The following is a 22783-nucleotide window of genomic DNA, read 5'->3' as shown; positions in this document are numbered from 1 at the left end:
AGCCTTTATGCAGATCAAACTCGCCAACCCCCGCGGCTTCTGTGCCGGTGTCGATCGCGCCATCGAGATCGTCAACCGCGCCCTGGAGGTGTTCGGCCCGCCCATCTATGTGCGCCATGAAGTGGTGCACAACAAGTTCGTAGTCGAAGACCTGCGCTCGCGCGGGGCGATCTTCGTCGAAGAGCTCGACCAGGTGCCTGACGACGTGATCGTCATCTTCAGCGCCCATGGCGTGTCCCAGGCCGTTCGCCAGGAGGCGGCAGGGCGCGGCCTGAAAGTCTTCGATGCAACCTGCCCGCTGGTGACCAAGGTGCACATCGAAGTGGCCCGCTACAGCCGCGACGGCCGCGAAACGATCCTCATCGGCCACGAAGGGCACCCGGAGGTGGAGGGCACCATGGGCCAGTACGACACCGCCAGTGGTGGCGCCATCTATTTGGTCGAGGACGAACAAGACGTCGCCCGCCTGCAGGTGCGCAACCCCGAAAACCTCGCCTTCGTGACCCAGACCACGCTGTCGATGGACGACACCAGCCGGGTGATCGATGCCCTGCGTGCTCGCTTCCCCCATATCGGCGGCCCGCGCAAGGACGACATCTGCTACGCCACTCAGAACCGCCAGGACGCGGTCAAGCAACTGGCCGACGAGTGCGATGTGGTGCTGGTCGTAGGCAGCCCCAACAGCTCCAACTCAAACCGCCTGCGTGAGCTGGCCGAACGCATGAGCACCCCGGCGTACCTGATCGACGGCGCCGAAGACCTCAAGCGCGAGTGGTTCGAAGGCGTCGAGCGTATTGGCATCACGGCGGGTGCTTCGGCCCCCGAGGTGCTGGTGCGCGGTGTGATCGAGCAACTGCACGCGTGGGGCGCCGTCGGCGCAGACGAGCTGGCGGGGCGGCCGGAGAACATCACCTTCTCGATGCCCAAGGAACTGCGGGTCAAGCAGGTCAGCTGAGCGGCCCCTGGCACAGCACGGTGGCTGGCGGCGCGGTACTGATGCGTACACGGCCGGTGCGGGCGATGATCACACGGCGGTGGCGCTCGGGGTTGCGGGCATCGCAGAAGTGGAATGAGGCGGCCAGCGCGCCGTTGTTCTCCAGCGCCGGGCGGCCTAGGTAGTCGAAGGCCACCTGTTCTTGAACGTTGCGGGTAGGTACCACCCGCACGCTGGGAATGCCGAGCGCTTCTCTTAGCGGCGGGCTTTGCTGTTCGCCTGGCATGAGCACCTGCCAACCGGCACTCCATCCCCCTTCAAGTGGCTTGAGCACGACCCGTTGGCTGCGCAGTATCGCTTCGAGCCGGGCGCTCTTGAGAGACTGCGCGAGATCTTCTGCTAGCGTGATGCGCTGCTGATGCTCGACCAGCAGCGGTAGGGTATGAAGGCTCAGCACCGCCAGTATTATTACAACGGCACAGGTTCCCAACAGCTCGACCAGCGTCCAGCCACTCTGGCGTGGGCCTTCCATGGCGGTTTCCTCCCTGAAACGAATTTTCCAAAAGCAGCGCTTCCGTGCGCTGGTCCTTCAAAAATAACCGTATATCCTGTGCCGCAGCAGGTCGTTGCCGGGGCGAGGGTATAGTCGGCGCGTCGAGGAGAAGTGGCAATGCATCAACGTTTAAAGGGTTTTACGCTGGTGGAATTGATCGTCACCGTCGCAGTGCTGGCGATCGTGGCAGCCATTGCCGTGCCGTCCTTCATCACGATGATGGCGCGTGGGCGTGCCGACACTGAAACCAGTGATTTCTATCGAGCGCTCAACTACGCGCGGCTCGAGGCGATCAATCGGGGGGTGAATGTCAGGGTGGCACCCGATAACAACAGCACCGGAACGTGGGCCGGGATACTGAATGTGTTCCTTGCCTCCAATGCGAACCCGCCTCTGCGCGTCGTTCCAGCCATGGCTTCGAACTCGACGATGACCGCCTCGGGCGCAGAGACTTTGGTCGAGTTCAATAACCTGGGGTCAATGATTTCGCCATCGAACGCTTTGGTATTTACCTACACCAACGGCACCATCACCCGCAATATCGTGGTGTGTTCCAACGGCCGCATGATCCTCAACAATGGAACCACGTGCCCATGATGCGCCATCAGCGAGGCTCGAGCCTGATCGAAGTGATGGTTGCGCTGTTGATCATGGCCATCGGCCTTTTGGGCGCGGCCGCCATCCAGCTCAACGCCTTGAAGTTCACCGACAGCTCGACCCTGCGCACCAAGGCCAGCTACATCGCCTACGACATGATGGACCGCATCCGGGCCAACCCGGGTTCGAACTACACCTTGGCCAACCTGGCGGCGGCCCCCACGGCAGGTAGCGCCACACCATTGACCCAAGACCTGTTCGATTTTTCCACCGCGCTCAAGGGCCAGCTCGGTGCTACGGCCGATGCAAGCATCGCCAAGAATGGCTATGTGTACACCATCACCGTGAGCTGGGACGATACCCGCGCTGCCAGCGCGGTGAACACGTCCAACGGTGTCACTGGCGAGGCCAACCTGCAGACCTTCAAGCTGGTCAGCCGCGTGGCGATGGACACGGTGGTCACCCCATGAGCCATTACCAGCGCGGCCTCAGCCTGATCGAACTGATGGTATCCCTGGCGTTGGGCCTGATCATCACCCTGGGCGTCACCAATATCTTCCTCTCGGCGCGCGCCACCTACAGCGCACAGAACAGCTCGGCCGCCATGCAGGAAGACGCCCGGTACCTGCTCAGCCGGCTGAGCCAGGAAATTCGCATGGTTGGCATGTACGGCTGTGTGGTGGTGGCGCCCAACAGTACCAGCGACCTGAGCACCAACCAGAGCTTTTCGACCCTGCTCAACAACGATGCGTGGATCACCTCGACCACCGATGCAAACGGCACGGTGCTTACCCTCAACACTGCCGATGTAGGCACCGCCGGTGGCGGTACGCCTGCTTGGACCGTGGTCTCCGATTGCCGCTCAGGCGCGACGGTGTACACCGGCAATCCTCCCCAAGGGGCTGTGACCACGGCGCAATCAACGTTCCCCATCCGCCAAACCGTGTATACCTACAAGGTTGCCAACCAGGCGATCTACACCGGTACCGGAGCTGCGCAGCAGGTTCTGGTGAGCAACGTTTCGGCGTTCGCGCTTTCGTTTGGCCTGTCCAGCACCGCTGACGACAGCGACGTGGCGGTTTCCAGCTATGCCAACAGCGTGACGCCTGTGCAGGCCGGGCGCATTCGTAGCGTACGCATCAGCTTCACCGTCACCGACCCTGTTGCCACCGCTAATGTCGCCGCAGGCGTAGCCGACCAACGCTTCAGCGTGACGGCAGCGCTGCGCAATCGGATGCTATGACCATGGCCCGTACTTTTTCCCATTGCCCGTCCCATACCGCCAGCCAGCGCGGCGCGGTTCTGGTGGTTGCACTGGTATTTCTTCTGTTGCTCACGCTGATCGGCATTTCTTCCATGCAGAACGCCACCTTGCAGGAGAAGATGGCCGGCAGCGTGGCCACCCGCAACACCACCTTGCAACTGGCCGAATCGGCGCTGCGCGTGGGGGAGTTCGCTATTTTCAAGGGCACCTCCAACCCGGCAGTCTGCGCCAGCGCTGCGGCCTGTAAACCACCCGATACTGCCGCCGTCGTGGGCCCCGGCAACGCCGGTGGCGTGCTCTGGCAGGGCACCGTGGCTGACGGGCTGTACGCCATTCAATACCTGGGTATCACCGGTACCGCGCCGGTCAATTTCGATGCAGCCGAGGGCTCCTCGGTGATGCTCTATCGCATCACGGCGATAGGCATGAACCCGAACAACACGGCCGTACGCACGGTGCTGGAGAGTATTTATGCCAAGAAGCCCTAAAGCGCGGCACGGTTGGCTCGCCTGGCTGTACGGGCTGGTGCTGGGCCTCTACCTGAGCACCCCGGCCTGGGCTGCCTTCACGCCGTCGCCGTCACCGCTGCTGAGCGCCGCAGCCGTGCCGCCGAACCTGATGATGCTGGTGGATAACTCCGGCAGCATGAACAACCTCATCCGCTCCACAGCCTTCGACCAGAGCGTCACGCGCCCCGCAGTTTATGCCTGTGTGTATTACTACGACTGCAACACGATCTCCGGCCTCGACATGGACAGCGAGAACATACTGGTAGGCAATCTGAACCGGGGCGGCTGCCTGCTGGGTTACACCGGCCTGTATCGCAACAACACGCGCTATTGCCTGAAGCTGCCCGACCCGGTCGGCGGTGGCAACACTCGCTACTCGGCCAACTACCTCTCGTACCTGATCGGCCTGATGGGCAGCTCGACCTCCAAGGATTACACCGACGGCTCCATTCCCAACGACTATCGCATCAACGTTGCGCGCACCGTAGCGTCGCAACTGGTGACCGCCAACCGCGCGCTGCGTATCGGGCTTGCCACGTTCAACCCGCCGGTGACGGGCAACCCGGGCCCAGGCGGCAAGATCGCCCAGGTGATCGCAGACCTGCAGGCCACCACCACTACCACACAGGCGCAGGCCAATACCAACTACAACAACCTCTTGAGCTCGATCGGGGGGCTGACCGCCTCTGCCAATACACCGCTGGCAGAAACCTACTACGAAATCACCCGCTACATGCGCGGGCTGTCGCCGTACTACAACAGCACCCCGGCTACCTACACCAGCCCGATCCAATATCGTTGCCAGAAAAACTTCGGGGTGGTGATCACTGACGGCTTGCCAACCTACGACCGTACCTTTCCGTCTTCCGACCCTGCCTATACCTCCGGCAACACGCTGCCTAACTGGGATAACGTCAACAACGATGGCGACAACCTCAATGGCGACGGGGAGGGCGATACGCTCTACCTCGATGACGTAGCCAAGTTCGCCTATGACATCGACATGCGCACCGCTGCCAACGGCAGCGACCTTGCGGGCAAGAACTGGGACGCCACGGACTTCACCCAGCAGAACATGCTGACCTACACCGTGGGCTTCACGGCGGCCAACCAGATGCTCTCGGATGCGGCCAACTATGGCCACGGCACCTATTATCAGGCCAGCGACGCGAACTCCCTGACCACGGCGCTGACAGCCGCCCTCAATGCCATCAGTGCCCAATCCGGCTCGGGTGCCACCGGTAGCGCCAACAGTTCTTCGCTCACCTCCAGCTCCTTCTACTACCAAGCCACCTACAACCCGCTCGACTGGCGGGGCACCATCAAGGCGTTCAGCTTCAACAGCGACGGCACCCTCAACAGCGGCACCCCCACCTGGAGCACCGACAGCACCGTGGCGGTGGGTACCTCCACCAGCCTTTACCAGTCATGGAACACCGCCACCAACGCGCCGGTGACCTTCAACTTCGCCAATTTGTCGCCCCTTCAGCAAACCGCAATGAGTGTGGGGTTGCCCCTGGGCACCACCGGCAATGACCTGGTGGAATGGACCAAAGGCACCAACAAGGCCGGCCTGCGCACGCGCACCGTGCTGATCGGCGACATCATCAACTCGCCGGTGGCCTACGCATCGCCCACTGACATCAACGCCTCCGACACCGCCGGTGACACCAGCTATTCAACGTTCGTGACCAGCAAGGCCACGAACATGACCCCGAGCATCGTGTTCAACGACAACCTGGGCTTCACCAACGTGCTCACGGCGTCCAGCGGCGCCCGCCGCTATGCCTACATGCCCTCGACCGCGCTCAATGGCCTGGTCAACGTGGCCGATACCGGCTATGCCAATGGCGCGGCACACCGCTTCCAGAACGACGGGCAGGTCAGCATCTTCGATGCCCAGATAAACGGGGCATGGAACACCGTCGCGCTAGGTGGCACCGGCGCGGGGGGCAAGGGCTACTACGCGATCCGGCTGTACAGCAACGGCAGCAATACGCCTTCTGCGCTGTGGGAGATCAACAGCAGTACCGCAGGCTTCAGCGACCTCGGTTATGCCTACGCCAAACCGCAGGTGGCCCGGTTGGCCGATGGTACGTGGGCGGCCTTCATCGCCAACGGCTATGGCAGTACATCGGGCAACGCGGCGCTCTACGTGGTCAACCTGTCGACCGGGGCGCTGATTCGCAAGATCACCATCAATACCGCTGAAACGGACAACGGCCTGTCGTCGGTCGCCCTGCGCGTGAATGCATCGGACGTGGTGCAGTACGCCTATGCCGGTGACCTCAAGGGGCGCTTGTGGAAATTCGACCTGACCAGCAGCGCCTCCGCCAGCTGGGGCGTGGCGTTTTCGGGCAACCCCTTGCTCACGGCCAGCGGCGGCGCCAACCAACCGATCACCGCGCAGCCGTTGGTGGTGGCCAACCCGGCCGGGGGCTACAACGTGTTCGTGGGCACCGGCAAGTTCATGGAAACCACCGATAAGACCACCACCGCCGTGCAGGCCTTTTACGCCGTGCGCGACACCGATTCGAGCACGGCCAACTACACAGTGTCCGACCTCACCGCGCAGTCGATCACCGGCACTTACAGCTCCGGCGGTGATACCTACATGACCACCAGCCAGAACCCGGTCGACTACACCAGCAAGAAGGGCTGGTACATGCCGCTGAGCTACAACAACACGCTGGTGGGCGAGCGCGTGATCTTCCAGGCGAGTTACTCACGCGGGCGCATCATTTTCACCACGGCTGGGGTCGACACTTCAGACCCTTGTTCGGCCCAGGGTTTCGGGCGAATCGTGCTGTTGCAGGCGTTCACCGGGCAGATGTTCGTGAACTCCATGATCAGCGGCACCACCACGCCCAACAGCGGGCTGGTGATAGCTACGGGTTATGCAGGCGGCGTGGCGGTGCTGTTCGGCGACAGCACCGGTACTGATGTGCTGCAGGCCAACACCTCCAGCGGTGCATTGGTAACGCGCAAGCTCAATGGCACCGGCACCTGTACCGGTGATAGTTGCAGCGGATCCCCGGGCAGCCTACCGGGCGCAAGCCGGCGTATCATGTGGCGACAGATCCAATAGATGGAGCAGTTAATGGATTCCAGGCAGCGTGGTTTCACCCTGATCGAGATGATGGTGGTTGTGGCCATCATCGGCATTCTCGCGGCAATCGCCTACCCCTCGTACACCAACTACGTGAAGCGCACCCAGCGCGCGGCGGTGGTGGAGCAGATGGGTGAAATGGCCCAGGCAGCCGAGCGCTACTACACCCGTAACGGCGGTAAATACACTGACTTCGCCCCCCTGGCTGCCAACACCTACTACAGCTTCACTTTTACCGTAAACAATGCCAGTGCCTGGACGCTGACCGCTGCCCCTCGGCCTGGAACGCTGATGGCGGGCGATGTGTGCGGCACCTTCAAACTCGAGAACACCGGTGCTCGCAGCAACATCGATATCGCCAGCGGCACATCACCCGCCACCTGCTGGGGCCGCTGACCGATGCACACGCTGATCGTCGGCGCAGGCGCCATCGGCCTGCTGAGCGCCCTGAACCTGGCCGAATCGGGAGGCCAGGTCACCGTCATCGACCGCCAGGGCGCGGGCCTTGAGTCCTCCTGGGCAGGGGGCGGTATCGTCTCGCCACTCTACCCTTGGCGCTACAGCCAGGCGGTCACCGCCTTGGCGCACTGGTCCCAGGATTTTTACCCGCAGTTGGCCGACCGGCTGTTTCTCGAGACCGGGCTTGACCCAGAGGTGCACGTCACCGGCCTGTATTGGCTCGACCTCGACGACGATGCCGAGGCGCTGGCGTGGGCCCGGCGTGAGCGCCGGCCGCTCAGTGCCGTGAGCATCGAGGCAACTTACCGCCAGGTGCCGTGCCTGGGTGCAGGCTTTCAGCGGGCCATCTACATGGCGGACGTGGCCAACGTGCGCAACCCGCGCCTGGTCAAATCGCTCAAGGCAGCCCTGGCCCGGCGCCCGAACGTCACACTGCGCGAACACTGTGGCGCCGAGGGCTTCCTGCTCGAAGGCGAGCAGGTAGTGGGGGTGCACACGGCCGAGGGGGCGCTGCGTGCAGATCGTGTGGTGCTGACCGCTGGCGCCTGGAGTGGTGAGCTGCTGGCCACACTTGGCCTGGCGCTGCCGGTGGAGCCGGTGAAAGGGCAGATGATTCTGTACAAAAGCGCCAGCGACTTCCTGCCGCGCATGGTGCTGGCCAAAGGGCGCTATGCGATTCCGCGGCGTGATGGGCACATTCTGGTGGGCAGCACGCTGGAATATGCAGGGTTCGACAAGACGCCGACTGCCGAGGCGCTTGAAAGCCTTGAAGCCTCGGCTGTAGCGCTGTTGCCGGGGCTGGCCGGCGCCGAGCGAGTGGGGCATTGGGCTGGGCTACGGCCGGGGTCGCCTGAGGGCGTTCCGTTCATCGGCGCGGTCAGCAGCCACCCCGGCTTGTGGCTGAACTGCGGCCACTTCCGCAACGGGCTGGTCCTGGCGCCGGCCTCCTGCCGGCTGCTGGCGAACCTGATCGATGGGCAGGCCCCCATCATCGACCCGGCCCCCTACGCACCAGGGTCGAGGCTCAGTCCAGCCCCAGCTTCTTGAGCCGATAGCGCATCGAGCGAAACGACATGTTCAGGCGCTGGGCCGCGGCGGTGCGGTTCCAGCGGGTTTCTTCCAGGGCCTGAAGGATCAGTTTGCGTTCGATCCCTTCCAGGTAATCCTCAAGGTCGCCCACCTGCGCAAGGCTCGGCTCGCCTTCACCGCCCGCCGCCTGAGGTGCGGCTTGATTGAAGCGCAGGTCGGCGACGTCGATCACATCGTTTTCACACAAGGTGTAGGCACGTTCGAGCATGTTCTCCAGCTCTCGCACGTTGCCGGGAAAACGGTAGTTCTTGAGCGCTTCGGCGGCGGCCGTCGATAGCGTGACCGGTGGCAGGCCGCTGCCCTCGGCGAGTTTTTCCAGCACTTGCGCGGTGATCAACGGAATGTCTTCGCGGCGTTCGCGCAGTGCAGGCACCTGCAATTCGATCACGTTGAGCCGGTAGTACAGGTCTTGGCGAAAGGTGCCAGCCGCGACTTCCGCTGCCAGGTTCTTGTGGGTGGCGCACAGGATGCGGGTGTCGATCACCACTTCGGCCTGGCCGCCGACGCTGCGAACGGCCTTTTCCTGGATTGCGCGCAACAGCTTGACTTGCATCGGCAGCGGCAGGTCGGCGACCTCGTCGAGGAACAGCGTGCCCCCATGGGCGGCCTGGAACAGGCCTGGCTTGTCTTCGACGGCGCCACTGAAGCTGCCCTTCTTGTGGCCAAAGAATTCGCTTTCCATCAACTCACTGGGGATCGCCCCACAGTTGACCGGCACGAAGCTTTTATCGGCGCGCGGGCCTTGTTCGTGGATGAGGCGGGCGACCAGCTCTTTGCCACTGCCCGACTCACCGCTGATGTACACCGGCGCTTGGCTACGGGCTAGCCGGCCAATTTGCTTGCGCAGGGCCTGCATGGGCGCCGACTGGCCCAGCAGCCGGCCAGCGCTGCTGGCCTCGGCGGCAACGGCCGCTGCCGCCGGTTGGCTCAGCCGCAGCGCGCTGGCTACCAGCTCGCGCAGGCGGGTAAGGTCGACCGGTTTGGTCAAAAAGTCGAAAGCGCCTGCCTTGAGCGCCTGGATGGCCGTGTCCATGCTGCCGAAGGCGGTGATCATGGCCACGGGCAGCTGGGCATGGCGTTGCTGAATGTGCTGCACCAGCTCCAGGCCCGTGCCGTCAGGCAGGCGCATGTCGGTCAGGCACAGGTCGAAAGCCTCGCGGCTCAGCCAGTCGCGGGCTTCCCTGACATTGCGAGCGCTGCGGGTATCGAGCTTGAGGCGGCCGAGGGTGATCTCGAGCAGTTCGCGGATGTCTGGCTCATCATCGACGATCAGGATTTTCTGCCGTGCACTCATGGCTCAACCTTGTTTGTTGGCGTGGGCGAAGGTGATGCGCAGGCAGCTGCCGCCCTGTTCGCGTGGCCTGTAGTCTAGGTGGGCCTGGTTGCTTTCGCACAGCTCGCGGGAGATGTATAGGCCAAGGCCCGTGCCTTTGGTTTCGGTGGTGAAGAAGGGCTCGAAGATGTGCTGCAGCTTGTCTGGCGCAAAGCCTGGGCCGTCGTCCAGCACTTCCAGCACGGCAAGGCCGCTGCCAGGTTCCACGTACAGCTGCAGCCACACCTGTGCGACCGGGTGCAGCTGGCCGCTGTAGCGCAGGCCGTTTTCCACCAGGTTGGTGACCACCTGTGTCAGGTGGTTGGGGTCCATTCGGGTCTGGAGATTTCCCAGGCCGATGCGGGTATGAAGTTGTTGGCCGTCCCGAGCGGTGGCGCGGAAATCATGGCTGAAGCGCTCCAGCCAGGCGTTGAGGTCGAGCAGTTCGGGCTCGGCCTGGCGCCGGCGAGAGAGCTGCAGCACGTTTTCGATCAGCAAGTTCATGCGCTTGGAGTGGTCGAGGATGATCTGCACCAGACGCTGATCGGCGTGCTCCAGCTCGCTGGACTCCTGCAGTAGCTGGCCCGCATGGCTGATGGCACCCAGCGGGTTACGGATTTCATGGGCGATGCTGGCCGTGAGGCGGCCCAGGGCTGCCAGCTTGAGTTGCTGCGCCTGCTGCGCGACCTGCGAGAGGTCTTCCAGAAACACCAGGGTTTGCTGGCGCTCGCCGTGGCGCAGGGCCACGAAGTTGGGCTGCACGGAGGGGCCGCCGTCCTTCAGGCGCAAGCTCTTGACTCGCAAGGCAGGGTTCACGCGCCATTGCAGCAGCCGCTCGATCAGCTCGGCTGAATGCCCCGCCATCAGTTGGCCGACAAGGTTTGGCCTGCCGAGCAGGGCCAGTGCTCCCTGGTTGGCCAACTGCACGCGGTTCTCGGCATCGAGCACGATGATGCCGGTGCGCATGCGCTGCAGGATCAATGCATTGAGCGCTTCGAGGCTAGTGACGTCGCTGGCTCGTTGCTCGGCCAGGTTCTCGCTGGTGCGCAGCAGGCGGGTGAGCCCCTGCACCATCAGGGCCACAGCGAAGCACAATACGCCCAGTGAGCCAGCTTGCAGGTAGTCGTTGGGTGCTACGCCGTGGGCGTAGTTGAGGTAGAAGGTGATGTAGATGATGCCGATCGACGCCATGGCTGCGATCAGCAGGCCGGCGCGGCTGCGCAGCAACAGGTTGCCCATGGCCACCGAGGCGATCAGCAGGTTGCCGATGCCGCTGGGAATGCCGCCCCCGGCATAGAACAGGCCGGCGAGCATGATGACGTCGGCCGCTGCCAAGGTGAAGGCCCGCACCGGGTGGCGAGCGTGGCGCAGCAGTAACACGGCAAGCAGGTTCAGGCCCAGGTAAACCCAGCTGCCGGCGCGAAACAGCGCAACGTTGGCCAGCTCCATGAGCCGGCTGTCGAATTCGCTGGAAATCAGCAGCACCAGCGACAGGCCGATGATCAGCCGGTACACATGGTAAAGGCGCAGCATGCGCTGCGCCTGGGTGGCATTGACGTTATCGGGCACTGCCAGCCGGCCCTTGCTCCATGTGCGCTGGGCTGCAGAACCAGTGCTCGCCGCGCTTGAGCGCGCGATCATCCGGCAAGTGCACTCCGCAGTGGGCGCAACGGACCATGGTCAGGGTGTGGTTTTTTCTGCCGGCAGCCGGCTTGCGCTGGCCGGCAAGCTTGTAGCGCCGCCAGAGCCAGAAGGCTGCGTAGATCAGGGCGGCCCAGAAGAGGATGCGTATCATGATGCTTGTCGAGTATCCCGCATGAAAAAGCCCCGGCAGGCCGGGGCTTGTTGCATCAGCCGAACAGGCCGAAGGTCATGTAGCTGAGCCAGGAGCGCTTCTTGGGCTGGTCTACCGGCTCGCCAACGTCTTCGGCCGTGCCACCCTGGGATTTGGGGAACAGCTCCTTGGGCATGGCGTCCTTGTCTTCCTGGTATTTGCGCATCAGGTCTTCCTGGGCACGGGTCGAGGTGGGCGGGGAGGGCGCCTTGCCTTCGATCAGGCCCAGGGTGGCCTTGGACAGCCAGCTGCGGTTGTCGTCTTCGGCCCGTTGCGGCACGAACTTGCCGTTCTTCAGGCTCGGGTGGTTCGGGTAGTTCTGCTTGAGGGTTTCCAGGCTGGTGGCGGCCAGGTCGTCCAGGTGCATGTGCTCGTACGATTCGGTCATCACCGCCAGGCCATCGCCGACAGACGGCGTGCCCTGGTAGTTCTCCACCACGTAGCGGCCGCGGTTGGCTGCGGCTACCCACGCCTGGCGGGTGATGTAGTAGTCGGCTACGTGTATCTCGTAGGCCGCCAGCAGGTTACGCAGGTAGATCATGCGTTGCTTGGCGTCGGGGGCGTAGCGGCTGTTGGGGTAGCGGCTGGTGAGCTGGGCGAATTCATTGTAGGAATCACGCGCAGCGCCCGGGTCGCGGCGGGTCATGTCCAGCGGCAGGAAGCGAGCGACGATGCCGCGATCCTGGTCGAAGCTGGTCAGGCCCTTGAGGTAGTAGGCGTAGTCGACGTTGGGGTGCTGCGGGTGCAGGCGGATGAACCGCTCTGCTGCAGCCTTGGCTGCCTCGGGCTCGGAGTTCTTGTAGTTGGCGTAGATCAGCTCGAGCTGGGCCTGGTCGGCGAAACGGCCGAACGGATAACGCGAGTCCAGCGCCTTCAACTTGGCAGTGGCGGCGTTGTAGTCGCTGTTGTCGAGGTCTTTCTGCGCCTGCTGGTACAGTTCCACTTCGCTCAGGTTTTCGTCGACCACTTCCTTTTTAGACGAACAGGCGGCGGTCAGGCCGATGATGGCGATCAGCAGCAGGTGTCTTGCTTGCATAGCGGCTTGCGTCCCCCAACGGTCCCTGTCTTGAGAGCGACCGTCCTGATATGATGAGCACCCCCGTGGAACTCCCCGGGGCAAAAGTCGCCGTATTTAACCACAAGCGCGCAGCCGATCCAAAGGCTTGCCGCCCGCCTTGTTCTTTACTTGTAGCCCAAGCATGTCCGAAACCATCCAGTTACGCGCCGAAGTCACCTCCGACCTGGGTGGCCAGCGCCTCGACCAGGTCGCCGCCCAGCTGTTTTCCGAGTTCAGCCGCTCGCGCCTGGCCGGTTGGATCAAGGACGGCCGCCTGACCGTCGACGGCGCCGTGCTGCGCCCCCGGGACGTCGTGCACGGCGGCGCCGTGCTGGCGCTGGAGGCAGAGCAGGAGGCCCAGGGCGAGTGGGTGGCACAGGCCATCGAGCTCGATATCGTCTATGAAGACGAGCACATCCTGGTCATCAACAAGCCCACCGGGCTGGTGGTGCACCCCGCAGCGGGCCACGCCGACGGCACCTTGCTCAATGCACTGCTGCATCACGTACCGGACATCATCAACGTGCCGCGTGCCGGCATCGTGCACCGGCTCGATAAAGACACCACCGGCCTGATGGTGGTCGCCAAGACCCTGCAAGCCCAGACCAACCTGGTGGCACAGCTCCAGGCGCGCTCGGTGAGCCGCATCTATGAGTGCGTGGTGGTGGGGGTGGTTACCGCCGGCGGCAAGATCAACGCCCCGATCGGGCGCCATGGCACCCAGCGCCAGCGCATGGGCGTGATGGACAACGGCAAGCCCGCGGTCAGCCATTACCGGGTGCTGGAACGCTACCGCTCGCACACTCATGTGCGGGTGAAACTCGAAACCGGCCGAACGCACCAGATCCGCGTGCACATGGCCCATGTGAATTTCCCGCTGGTGGGCGACCCCGTCTACGGCGGCCGCTTCCGCATTCCGCCGGCAGCGAGCCCGTCGCTGGTCGACGCCCTCAAGACTTTCCCGCGCCAGGCGCTGCATGCACGCTTTCTGGAGCTCGACCACCCGCACACCGGCGAGCGTATGGGGTGGGAAGCGCCGATCCCCGACGATATCGTCTGGCTGCTGCAGCTCCTGCGCCAGGACCGCGCGGAGTTCGTCGGCTGATGACGCTACCCGGGTTGATCCGGCCTCAATGGCCAGCGCCGGCCAATGTGCAGGCCTGCGTCACTACCCGGCAGGGGGGCGTGAGCATCGGCCCCTATGCAGGCCTCAATCTGGGTGACCACGTGGGCGACGCGCCTGAGGCCGTCGCCAGCAACCGCCTGGCACTGACCCGCCAGTTCGATATTCAGCCCGCCTGGCTGCGCCAGGTGCATGGCACTGCTGTTGCCCACGCCAACCCTGGCCAGGTCGACGAGGCCGATGCCAGCTGGTCGGCCACGCCCGGCATTGCCTGCACGGTCATGACTGCCGATTGCCTGCCTGCGCTGTTCTGCGACCGGGCCGGCACCCGTGTGGCTGCCGCCCACGCCGGCTGGCGCGGGTTGGCTGCCGGTGTTCTGGAAGCCACCGTCACCCACCTGGCCGTGCCGCCCGGCGAGGTGCTGGCATGGCTGGGCCCTGCCATCGGGCCGCGCCAGTTCGAGGTGGGGGCCGAGGTTCGCGAGGCATTCGTCGGGTCGCACCCTGAGGCGGCCACGGCGTTCATCGCTGGCCAGGCGCCCGGCAAGTTCATTGCCGACATCTACGCCCTGGCGCGCATCCGCCTGGCATCGGTCGGGGTCACCGCCGTGTACGGCGGCGGGTTCTGCACCGTCGAAGACGAACGGTTTTTCTCCTATCGCAGGGCCAACCCCACCGGGCGCTTCGCTTCGCTGGTGTGGTTCGAAAGCTGAACGCTGCGCCAAGTCAACGCGTGCCCGCTTGAATCTCCCACAATCGGCCCTATCTAACCGGTTATCTCGGGCAGGTTGTCTCTTCATCTTTCAGGGGTTCGCGCTCCGGCCTGCCTTTCTTCAGGAAGGTATCTCTCCATGCGAATAGACCGTTTAACCAGCAAGTTGCAAATGGCGCTCTCCGACGCCCAGTCACTGGCTGTTGGCCACGATCACCCGGCCATTGAGCCTGTGCATTTGATCCAGGCGATGATCGACCAGCAGGGCGGCTCGATCAAACCCCTGCTGATGCAGGTGGGCTTCGACGTGACCGCCTTGCGCAAGGCGCTTACCGAAGAGCTCGACCGCTTGCCGAAAATCCAGAACCCCACCGGCGACGTGAATATGTCCCAGGACATGGCGCGGCTGCTTAACCAGGCCGACCGCCTGGCCCAGCAGAAGGGTGACCAGTTCATCTCCAGCGAGCTGATGCTGCTTGCCGCCCTCGATGAGAACACCAAGGCCGGCAAGCTGCTGCTCAGCCAGGGCGTGACCCGCAAGGCGCTGGAAAACGCTATCAATAACCTGCGCGGCGGCGAGGCCGTCAACGACGCCAATGTCGAGGAGTCGCGCAAGTCACTGGAAAAGTACACCGTCGACCTGACCAAGCGTGCCGAAGACGGCAAGCTTGACCCTGTCATCGGCCGCGACGACGAAATTCGCCGCACCATCCAGGTGCTGCAACGCCGTACCAAGAATAACCCGGTGCTGATTGGTGAGCCCGGTGTGGGTAAAACCGCCATTGCCGAAGGCCTGGCGCAGCGCATTATCAACGGCGAAGTGCCCGATGGCCTGCGTGGCAAGCGGCTGCTGTCGCTGGACATGGGCGCGCTGATCGCCGGTGCCAAGTTCCGTGGTGAGTTCGAAGAGCGCCTCAAGGGTGTGCTCAATGACCTTGCCAAGCAGGACGGCCAGGTGATCCTGTTCATCGATGAGCTGCACACCATGGTCGGCGCCGGCAAGGGTGAGGGGTCGATGGACGCGGGCAACATGCTCAAGCCTGCACTGGCCCGCGGCGAGCTGCACTGCGTGGGGGCCACCACGCTCAATGAATACCGCCAGTATATCGAGAAAGACGCGGCGCTGGAGCGGCGTTTCCAGAAAGTGCTGGTCGACGAGCCGAGCGAAGAAGACACCATCGCCATTCTGCGGGGTTTGAAAGAGCGCTACGAGGTGCACCACAAGGTGGCGATCACCGATGGCGCCATCATCGCTGCCGCCAAGCTCAGCCACCGTTACATCACCGACCGCCAGCTGCCCGACAAGGCCATCGACCTGATCGACGAGGCAGCCAGCCGTATCCGCATGGAGATCGATTCCAAGCCGGAAGTGCTGGACCGCCTGGAGCGGCGCCTGATTCAGCTGAAGGTCGAGTCCCAGGCGCTGAAGAAAGAGCAGGACGAAGCCGCCCTGAAGCGGCTGGAAAAACTGAAGGAAGAAATCGCCCGGCTTGAGCGTGAGTATGCCGACCTGGAAGAAATCTGGACCTCCGAGAAAGCCGAGGTGCAGGGTTCGGCACAGATCCAGCAGAAGATCGAGCAGTCGCGCCAGGAGCTGGAGGCTGCACGGCGCAAGGGTGACCTGAGCCGCATGGCTGAGCTGCAGTATGGGGTGATCCCGGACCTGGAGCGCAGCCTGCAGATGGTCGACCAGCATGGCAACAGCGAAAACCAGTTGCTGCGCAGCAAGGTGACCGAGGAAGAGATCGCCGAGGTAGTCTCGAAGTGGACAGGTATCCCCGTGAGCAAGATGCTCGAAGGGGAACGTGAGAAGCTTCTGAAGATGGAGAGCCTGCTGCACCAGCGCGTGATCGGGCAAGACGAGGCAGTGGTGGCTGTGGCCAATGCGGTGCGCCGCTCCCGTGCGGGGCTTTCCGACCCGAACCGCCCCAGCGGCTCGTTCATGTTCCTCGGCCCTACCGGCGTGGGCAAGACAGAGCTGTGCAAGGCGCTGGCGGAGTTTCTGTTCGACACCGAAGAGGCCATGGTGCGGATCGACATGTCCGAATTCATGGAGAAACATTCGGTGGCCCGGCTGATCGGTGCGCCCCCTGGCTATGTGGGCTATGAAGAAGGCGGTTATCTGACCGAGGCCGTGCGTCGCAAGCCCTATTCGGTGGTATTGCTCGATGAGGTAGAGAAGGCTCACTCGGATGTCTTCAACATTCTGCTGCAGGTGCTCGAAGACGGCCGGCTGACCGACAGCCATGGCCGAACGGTGGACTTCCGCAACGCAGTGGTGGTGATGACCTCCAACCTCGGCTCGGCTCGCATTCAAGAGCTGGCGGGCGATCGCGAGGCGCAACGGGCTGCCGTGATGGACGCGGTAGGTACCCATTTCCGCCCTGAGTTCGTCAACCGGATCGACGAAGTGGTGATCTTCGACCCGCTCGGCCGCGAGCAGATCGCAGGCATTACCCAGATCCAGCTCAGCCGCCTGCGCAGCCGGCTGGCCGAACGCGATCTGAAGCTGGAGCTTTCGGACGAGGCCTTGGACAAGCTGATTGCCGTGGGTTACGACCCGGTCTACGGTGCGCGGCCGCTGAAGCGGGCAATCCAGCGTTGGATCGAAAACCCGCTGGCGCAGTTGATCCTCAACGGCAGTTTCCACCCGGGCGATACGGTGCGGGCGAGTGTTTCGGGCGACGAACTGGCGTTCGCGCAAGGAAGTAATTAAAAGTTTTGCATTTTTCGCGAAGCAGTTTTAGAATGCGCCCCGCTGTCACGGCGGGGCCTTTTCCAGGCTCGCAGCTTCGTCGAAAAGAATTGGCAAAACAGCCAGTTAAATGAAAACGAGGTGTTGACAGCAAAGCTTGAAGGTGTAGAATGGCGCGCCTCAACGATGCGAACGCAACAGCGTAAACGGATCGAAGGGTTCATCGCTTTGTACCAACAAGCTTTGAAGTAGTACCGAGTAAGTCGTTCCGCGATAGCTCAGTCGGTAGAGCAAATGACTGTTAATCATTGGGTCCCTGGTTCGAGTCCAGGTCGCGGAGCCAATTCGGGGTGTAGCGCAGTCCGGTAGCGCGCCTGCTTTGGGAGCAGGATGTCAGGAGTTCGAATCCCCTCACCCCGACCATTTTTGGGTCGTTAGCTCAGTTGGTAGAGCAGTTGGCTTTTAACCAATTGGTCGTAGGTTCGAATCCTACACGACCCACCATATAACGAAGAGGCCCCGCTAATGCGGGGCCTTTTTGTTTCTGGCGTTCGAAGGCTTAAGCCCAGTGCGTCAATACATGCTTCACCATTGCCTCCCTCCACCGTTTGATGCACGGGTCATCCAGCGCCCGGAGTGCACCATGGAGCATGCCCGGCCCTTCGACCAGAATGCCTCCGGTGCGCTGCGTATAGCGCACGCCGTCATCGTGCAACGGGTCGTGCTCGGCCACGGCAACCCACGCCGGGGGCAGGCCCTCCAGGCTCGGGGCCAGTAAAGGCAGCGCCAGCGGTGATGTTCGGTGCGCCTGGGTAGGCAAGTACGCCGCCAGGCACTGCAGCACGTCATCTGCGCTCAACAACGGCGCATGGGCGTGCGACAGCCATGAGCCATCGCCCCCGGGCCCCAGCAACGGATAGATCAGCGCCTGGGAACGCGGCTGCGGCCCAGGCCTGCCACGAAGTGCCAAGCACAGCGCTGCGGCCAGGTTGCCACCGGCACTGTCACCGCCCACCGCCAGCCGGGACGGGTCGAAACCTTGCGCCTGAGTGAGCCAGTGCCAGGCCTCCAGGGTATCTTCCAGCGCAGCAGGGTAGGGCGCCTCAGGGGCGAGCCGGTAGTCCACCGCCACGACCTGGGCCTGAAGTGCCAGCGCCAGTGGGCGGCAGATGAAATCATGCGAATCCAGGCCGCCGACCATCCAGCCGCCACCGTGCAGGTACAGCAGCCCCGGCCACCCCGCCGCCGGCTCGGCGGCGAGGGGGCGATAGCAGCGCAGGGCGAGGCCACTGGCAAGGCGCACCGAACGTTGCTCCAAGCCGGCAGGCGGCGGTGGCGTGAACGCAGCGGCCATGCGCGCATAGGCTGCACGCTGCTCGGCGAGGCTGGTGCCCGCTGGGCAGGCGAAGGCGAGCGTTTTGTCCACCAGCGCCTGCATGCGTGCGCTGAGCGCCACCTATTTGAGCGCCGCCTGCACGGCCGGCAAGGCGTCTTTGCCGTCTCGGGTGGTCACGCCTTTGAGCCAGGGCTCCAGCGCGGTGGGGTTCGCCTTGAGCCAGGCCTTGGCTGCCTGCTCCGGTGCCGTGCGTTCAAGAATCGGCGCCATCACCGCACTGACCTGGTCCGAGCTGAAACTCAGGTTATGCAACAGCTTGCCTACGTTCGGGCAACGTTGGTCGTAGCCGGCTGCGGTCATCACCGACACGGTAGCGGCGCCTTCGTTGGGGCCGAAGGCATCCTGGCTGCCGGTGAGGTAGGCCATGTCGATCTGCAGGTTCATCGGGTGCGGCTTCCAGCCGAAGAACACCACCCACTCCTTGCGCGACACGGCACGCTTGACCGCCGTGAGCATGCCCGCCTCGCTGGATTCCACCAGTTGGAAGCCTTTGAGCCCGAAGCGGTCCTGGGCGATCATTTCCCCAGTGATGCGGTTGGCACCACTGCCCGGCTCGATCACATAAAGCTTGCCGCCGAGCTTGTCTTTGAACTTGGCGATGTCGGCGAAGGTTTTCAGGCCTGCATCGTAGGCATAGCGCGGCACCGCGAAGGTGGACTGCGCGTCGCCCAGGGCTGCCGGGCTGTAGACCTCGATCTGTTTTTTGTCCAGGTAAGGCTTGGCCACCGATTGCATGGTCGGCTGCCAGTACCCCAGGAAGGTGTCGAGCTTGTTGTCTGCCATGCTGCCCAGAATGATCTGCTGGGAAGCCGTCGTTTGTTTGACCTCATAGCCCAGGCTCTGGAGCACCACCTGCGTCATGGCGCTGGTGGCGATCACATCGGTCCAGTTGACCGAACCCATGCGCACATTGCTGCACTCGGCCGGTTCTGCTGCCCACAGTCCACTGCTGGCCAGCATCAAGGCGGCGCAGGCGGTGAGTTTCATCGCTTTCATAGGGTGCCCTCGGTTTTCGTTATAGGAATGGCAGGCGAGGGTCAGGCTAGCAGGCGCGTGGCGGGGCAATCGCACTGTGGCGACCGAATCTGCCAGGGTAGCGACACCGGCAGATTCTGAGGCCACCGGGGCGGCTCACGGTTGTTGCGGCGGTTCGAAGGGGTCCGGCTCCTGCACCAGGGGTATCAACGCCACCGGCTCGGCAAGCGTGGCCAGCAGCACCGGCTCGGCAGCGGTGCTGCTGCTGATCAACCCGCTCGCATCCGCCGGAAACAACGGCGGCAAGCCATGGGTGGCGCGTGCGCGGTTACAGGCCTCGTTGGGGACGCCCTCGTGCCACGCCGCTTCGAACTCGCGGCAGGTGCTGGAGCGCTGGGCGTAGATACTGCAACTGACCTGTTTGCCGATCTCGCCCAGCAGCGATGTGCAACGCGCTGGCTTGGTGTCGGTGCCGCACATGGCGACCATGGTTGGGCTGATCTGCGTCGTCAGCTCGTCGGGCACCAGGCCCCCGGCCGAGGCGCACTCGCCCCAATAGAAGGACACACGAAAATACCCGCAGCAGGCGCCGCAGGTGAGGCATGGGTTCGGTTCAGACATAGTGGCGAAAAGCCGGAGGGTAGGGGGTTGAAGGTCCGGCTATCTTAGACAAAGGCGGCCATTTGAGAAGGGGGCCGCCTCGGAATATTTCGCTATAAACGTTTCAGATCGCCACCCCGGCGCGGTGTAGCAAATCGCGGCAGCGTTGCGACAGGTGGGTGAGCTGCACATCCTTGCCCGCTTTGGCGTAGCGCCCCAGCAAGGCTTCCAGCGCGGCGATTGCCGAATGGTCGGCCAGGCGCAGGTGGGCGCAGTCGATTACCACCCGCTGCGGGTCGCTGGGCGGGTCGAACAGTGCCTGGAACTGCGTGGTGGATGCGAAGAACAAGGTGCCCCGGGGCGTGTACAGGCGCGCGCCGTTGGCATCGTCATGGCTTTCAGCATGAATGTCGCGGGCGTGTTGCCAGGCGAAGTTCAGCGCCGCGATCACGATCCCGCACAGCACGGCCGTGGCCAGGTCAGTGAACACCGTGATCACCGTGACTGCCACGATCACCAGCGCATCGTTACGCGGCACCTTGCCCAGCACCCGGAGCGAGCCCCAGGCAAAGGTTTGCTGAGCCACCACGAACATCACCCCCACCAGCGCGGCCAGCGGTATGCGCTCGATCAGTGGCGAAAGGAACAGCACGAACAGCAGGATCATTACGCCGCTGGTAATGCCTGAAAGCCGGCTACGGCCTCCGGAGCTGAGGTTGATCACCGTCTGGCCGATCATCGCGCAACCGCCCATGGCGCCGAACAGGCCGCTGGCCATGTTCGCAGCGCCCAGGGCCAGGCATTCGCGGTTGGGTTGGCCGCGGGTTTCGGTGATTTCGTCGGTGAGGTTGAAGGTCAGCAGGGTTTCCAGCAGGCCCACCAACGCCATGAGCACTGCGTAAGGCAGGATGATGCGCAGGGTCTCGAGGGTCCAGGGTATCTGGGGCAGGTGGAAGCTGGGCAGGCCGCCAGCGATGTGCGCCATGTCGCCGAGCGTCTTGGTCGGCAAGTGCAGCAGCTGGGTCAGCACGCCCACGCCCACGATCGCCACCAGCGCCGGTGGCACGGCCCGGGTGAGCCGCGGCAGTAGCCATACCACCGCCATGGTCAGCACGACCAAGGCCAGCATGGTCAGCAGCGCGGTGCCGCCTAGCCAGTGCTCGCCGCTGCGAAAGTGCTCCAGCTGCGCTAGCGCAATGATGATCGCCAGGCCGTTGACGAAGCCGAGCATGACCGGGTGCGGCACCATGCGCACCAGCTTGCCCAGGCGCAATGCACCGAACAGCAGCATCAGCACGCCGCTGAGCACGGTGGTGGCCAGCAGGTATTCCACCCCGTGCTGCACCACCAGCGCCACGATCACCACGGCCATGGAACCCGCAGCGCCGGAGATCATGCCCGGGCGGCCGCCGAACAGCGCCGTGAGCGTGCAGATGATGAAGGCCCCGTACAGGCCCATCAGCGGGTTGACCTGAGCCACCAGCGCGAAGGCGATGCATTCGGGCACTAGTGCGAATGACGAGGTGAGCCCGGCAAGGGTGTTTTGACGTACTGCAGTGAAATTCATACCACTCCTTCTTCGCAGCCCAAACGCCCTCCGCAGCCCGCGAGCATCGTTCGCGGGCCGGGGAGGGCGTTGGGATTGGAATATTGTGCGGCACTGGACGTGCCTGAAGTGCAGCAATGATATGAAATAGTTAGCGTGCTGGCTACCCTTCGAAAGGCCCTGCCACGACGAACGCACCACCTTGGTAAACCCGCAGCGGGTCATCGGCCGCCGGTTGCGGGTGCGCCATGACCTGTGCGCGGAAGGGTTCGGAGCTGTCTTTGGGCTGGTAGCCCAAGTGTGCTGCCAGGCGGTTGTCCCACCAGGTGTTGGCATTGGCCGAGGCGCCATAGACGACGGTATGGCCGATGGCTTCGCAGTGCAGGCCGCGCTCGACCAGTTGCGTGAGGTCGTCGTAGCTCAGCCAGGTGCTGAGCATGCGCACGTTCTGCGGCTCCGGGAACGAGGAGCCGATGCGGATGCTCAAGGTCTCGATGCCGTAGCGGTCGAAATAGAACGTCGCCAAATCTTCGCCAAAAGACTTCGACAGCCCGTAGTAGCTGTCGGGGCGGCGGGGGCTTGCGGCGTCGAGGGTTTCACTTTGCTTGTGAAAGCCGATCACATGGTTGGAGCTGGCGAAGATCACCCGCTTCACGCCGTGCCGGCGGGCGGCTTCGTACAGGTGGTAGGTGCCGCAGATGTTCGGCCCCAGGACGGTTTCGAAACTGTGCTCGGTCGATACACCGCCGAAGTGCACGATGGCGTCGCAGCCGGCGACCAGCTCATCCACCGCCTGTTTGTCGGCCAGGTCACAGGGGTGCAGTTCTTCGGCGGGGCCGCTGGCGGCTTCCATGGGCGCGATGTCTGACAAACGCAACACGCGGGTGAACGGCTTGAGGCGTTCACGAAGGATCTTGCCCAGGCCGCCAGCAGCGCCGGTCAGCAGGATGCGGTCGAAAGAGGGATGTGGCATAGAGGTCTCGGCTGCTTTTGTAGGTTGTCGTACGACTTGTGCTGCC

Annotated in this window: 20 protein-coding genes, 3 tRNA genes and 1 pseudogene; 14 read left to right on the top strand and 10 right to left on the bottom strand. The window is 63.6% G+C overall.

The features are described from left to right. The first annotated feature begins 7 nt into the window (after positions 1-7). Entirely contained in the window at positions 8-955 is a 948-nt protein-coding gene (ispH, locus tag F474_RS18095) for a 4-hydroxy-3-methylbut-2-enyl diphosphate reductase (RefSeq protein WP_097087360.1), read from the top strand. Here the strand turns inward: ispH and F474_RS18090 are convergent. Beyond that, complete coding sequence (locus F474_RS18090) at positions 948-1466, bottom strand: GspH/FimT family pseudopilin (RefSeq protein ID WP_097087361.1); 519 nt, start codon at positions 1464-1466, stop codon at positions 948-950. The two genes, ispH and F474_RS18090, sit on opposite strands and share 8 nt — an antisense overlap. A gap of 138 nt (positions 1467-1604) precedes the next feature. Here F474_RS18090 and F474_RS18085 point away from each other — a divergent pair, with 138 nt between their 5' ends. From F474_RS18085 to thiO, 7 genes are read left to right on the top strand one after another with little or no spacing between them, the layout of a single operon-like run. After that, positions 1605-2084, top strand: a complete 480-nt coding sequence (locus F474_RS18085) for a GspH/FimT family pseudopilin (RefSeq protein WP_097087363.1) — start codon at positions 1605-1607, stop codon at positions 2082-2084. Continuing rightward, positions 2081-2554 (top strand): type IV pilus modification protein PilV, encoded by a 474-nt coding sequence (pilV, locus tag F474_RS18080; protein ID WP_097087365.1) that lies wholly within the window; start codon positions 2081-2083, stop codon positions 2552-2554. Before F474_RS18085 ends, pilV begins: the two co-directional genes overlap by 4 nt. Beyond that, positions 2551-3327: a PilW family protein gene (locus tag F474_RS18075; RefSeq protein WP_097087367.1), complete on the top strand. Its 777-nt coding sequence runs from the start codon at positions 2551-2553 to the stop codon at positions 3325-3327. The genes pilV and F474_RS18075 overlap by 4 nt, the downstream gene beginning before the upstream one ends. Beyond that, the gene (locus tag F474_RS18070) at positions 3324-3836 is read left to right on the top strand and encodes a PilX N-terminal domain-containing pilus assembly protein (protein ID WP_097087369.1); all 513 of its coding nucleotides are present in this window, start codon (positions 3324-3326) and stop codon (positions 3834-3836) included. Before F474_RS18075 ends, F474_RS18070 begins: the two co-directional genes overlap by 4 nt. Continuing rightward, positions 3820-6945 carry a pilus assembly protein gene (locus F474_RS18065; protein WP_097087371.1) on the top strand — a complete coding sequence of 1042 codons (3126 nt, stop codon included), beginning with the start codon at positions 3820-3822 and terminating at the stop codon, positions 6943-6945. Before F474_RS18070 ends, F474_RS18065 begins: the two co-directional genes overlap by 17 nt. 12 nt (positions 6946-6957) lie before the next feature. Next, positions 6958-7362 carry a type IV pilin protein gene (locus F474_RS18060; protein ID WP_097087373.1) on the top strand — a complete coding sequence of 135 codons (405 nt, stop codon included), beginning with the start codon at positions 6958-6960 and terminating at the stop codon, positions 7360-7362. Between the two features lie 3 nt (positions 7363-7365). Next, on the top strand, positions 7366-8472 hold the full coding sequence (gene thiO / locus F474_RS18055; RefSeq protein ID WP_097087375.1) for a glycine oxidase ThiO: 1107 nt from the start codon (positions 7366-7368) through the stop codon (positions 8470-8472). Here the strand turns inward: thiO and F474_RS18050 are convergent. Genes F474_RS18050 through F474_RS18035 form a run of 4 tightly spaced genes read right to left on the bottom strand, consistent with a single transcriptional unit; the run spans position 8450 to position 12696 of the window. Further along, on the bottom strand, positions 8450-9808 hold the full coding sequence (locus tag F474_RS18050; protein ID WP_097087377.1) for a sigma-54 dependent transcriptional regulator: 1359 nt from the start codon (positions 9806-9808) through the stop codon (positions 8450-8452). The two genes, thiO and F474_RS18050, sit on opposite strands and share 23 nt — an antisense overlap. Positions 9809-9811: 3 nt before the next feature. Then, on the bottom strand, positions 9812-11359 hold the full coding sequence (locus tag F474_RS18045) for a PAS domain-containing sensor histidine kinase (protein ID WP_256577816.1): 1548 nt from the start codon (positions 11357-11359) through the stop codon (positions 9812-9814). 25 nt (positions 11360-11384) lie between these two features. Next, positions 11385-11621 (bottom strand): PP0621 family protein, encoded by a 237-nt coding sequence (locus F474_RS18040; RefSeq protein WP_097087381.1) that lies wholly within the window; start codon positions 11619-11621, stop codon positions 11385-11387. 55 nt (positions 11622-11676) lie between these two features. After that, positions 11677-12696 carry an outer membrane protein assembly factor BamD gene (locus tag F474_RS18035; RefSeq protein ID WP_097087383.1) on the bottom strand — a complete coding sequence of 340 codons (1020 nt, stop codon included), beginning with the start codon at positions 12694-12696 and terminating at the stop codon, positions 11677-11679. 163 nt (positions 12697-12859) lie between these two features. Here F474_RS18035 and rluD point away from each other — a divergent pair, with 163 nt between their 5' ends. The 6 genes from rluD to F474_RS18005 all read left to right on the top strand — a co-directional run bounded on the left by rluD (position 12860) and on the right by F474_RS18005 (position 17751). Continuing rightward, entirely contained in the window at positions 12860-13822 is a 963-nt protein-coding gene (gene rluD, locus F474_RS18030) for a 23S rRNA pseudouridine(1911/1915/1917) synthase RluD (RefSeq protein ID WP_097087385.1), read from the top strand. Further along, complete coding sequence (gene pgeF / locus F474_RS18025; protein WP_097087387.1) at positions 13822-14553, top strand: peptidoglycan editing factor PgeF; 732 nt, start codon at positions 13822-13824, stop codon at positions 14551-14553. The genes rluD and pgeF overlap by 1 nt, the downstream gene beginning before the upstream one ends. A gap of 138 nt (positions 14554-14691) precedes the next feature. Next, a complete protein-coding gene (gene clpB / locus F474_RS18020; protein ID WP_097087389.1) occupies positions 14692-17268 on the top strand; it encodes an ATP-dependent chaperone ClpB in 2577 nt (858 codons plus the stop codon). Positions 17269-17514: 246 nt separating this feature from the next. Beyond that, positions 17515-17590 (top strand) — tRNA-Asn (locus tag F474_RS18015). 3 nt (positions 17591-17593) lie between these two features. Then, positions 17594-17670: transfer RNA gene (locus tag F474_RS18010), tRNA-Pro, on the top strand. Between the two features lie 5 nt (positions 17671-17675). Continuing rightward, positions 17676-17751 (top strand) — tRNA-Lys (locus F474_RS18005). Between the two features lie 55 nt (positions 17752-17806). On the opposite strand, the gene F474_RS18000 is transcribed toward F474_RS18005, so the two are convergent. The 5 genes and pseudogenes from F474_RS18000 to F474_RS17980 all read right to left on the bottom strand — a co-directional run bounded on the left by F474_RS18000 (position 17807) and on the right by F474_RS17980 (position 22737). Beyond that, the gene (locus F474_RS18000) at positions 17807-18703 is read right to left on the bottom strand and encodes an alpha/beta hydrolase (RefSeq protein ID WP_097087391.1); all 897 of its coding nucleotides are present in this window, start codon (positions 18701-18703) and stop codon (positions 17807-17809) included. Then, positions 18704-19639 (bottom strand): choline ABC transporter substrate-binding protein, encoded by a 936-nt coding sequence (gene choX, locus F474_RS17995; protein ID WP_097087392.1) that lies wholly within the window; start codon positions 19637-19639, stop codon positions 18704-18706. Between the two features lie 267 nt (positions 19640-19906). Beyond that, positions 19907-20239, bottom strand: a pseudogene (locus F474_RS17990) (YkgJ family cysteine cluster protein); the annotation flags it as partial. 103 nt (positions 20240-20342) lie between these two features. After that, positions 20343-21785: a SulP family inorganic anion transporter gene (locus F474_RS17985; RefSeq protein ID WP_097087396.1), complete on the bottom strand. Its 1443-nt coding sequence runs from the start codon at positions 21783-21785 to the stop codon at positions 20343-20345. A gap of 142 nt (positions 21786-21927) precedes the next feature. Beyond that, positions 21928-22737 carry an NAD(P)-dependent oxidoreductase gene (locus F474_RS17980; protein ID WP_097087398.1) on the bottom strand — a complete coding sequence of 270 codons (810 nt, stop codon included), beginning with the start codon at positions 22735-22737 and terminating at the stop codon, positions 21928-21930. Positions 22738-22783: the final 46 nt, after the last annotated feature.

It is taken from the genome of Pseudomonas sp. URIL14HWK12:I12 (assembly GCF_003097135.1).
GTDB lineage: Bacteria > Pseudomonadota > Gammaproteobacteria > Pseudomonadales > Pseudomonadaceae > Aquipseudomonas.
The sequence above is the reverse complement of the archived record's forward strand: the minus strand, read 5'-3'. Positions and strand labels throughout refer to the sequence as shown.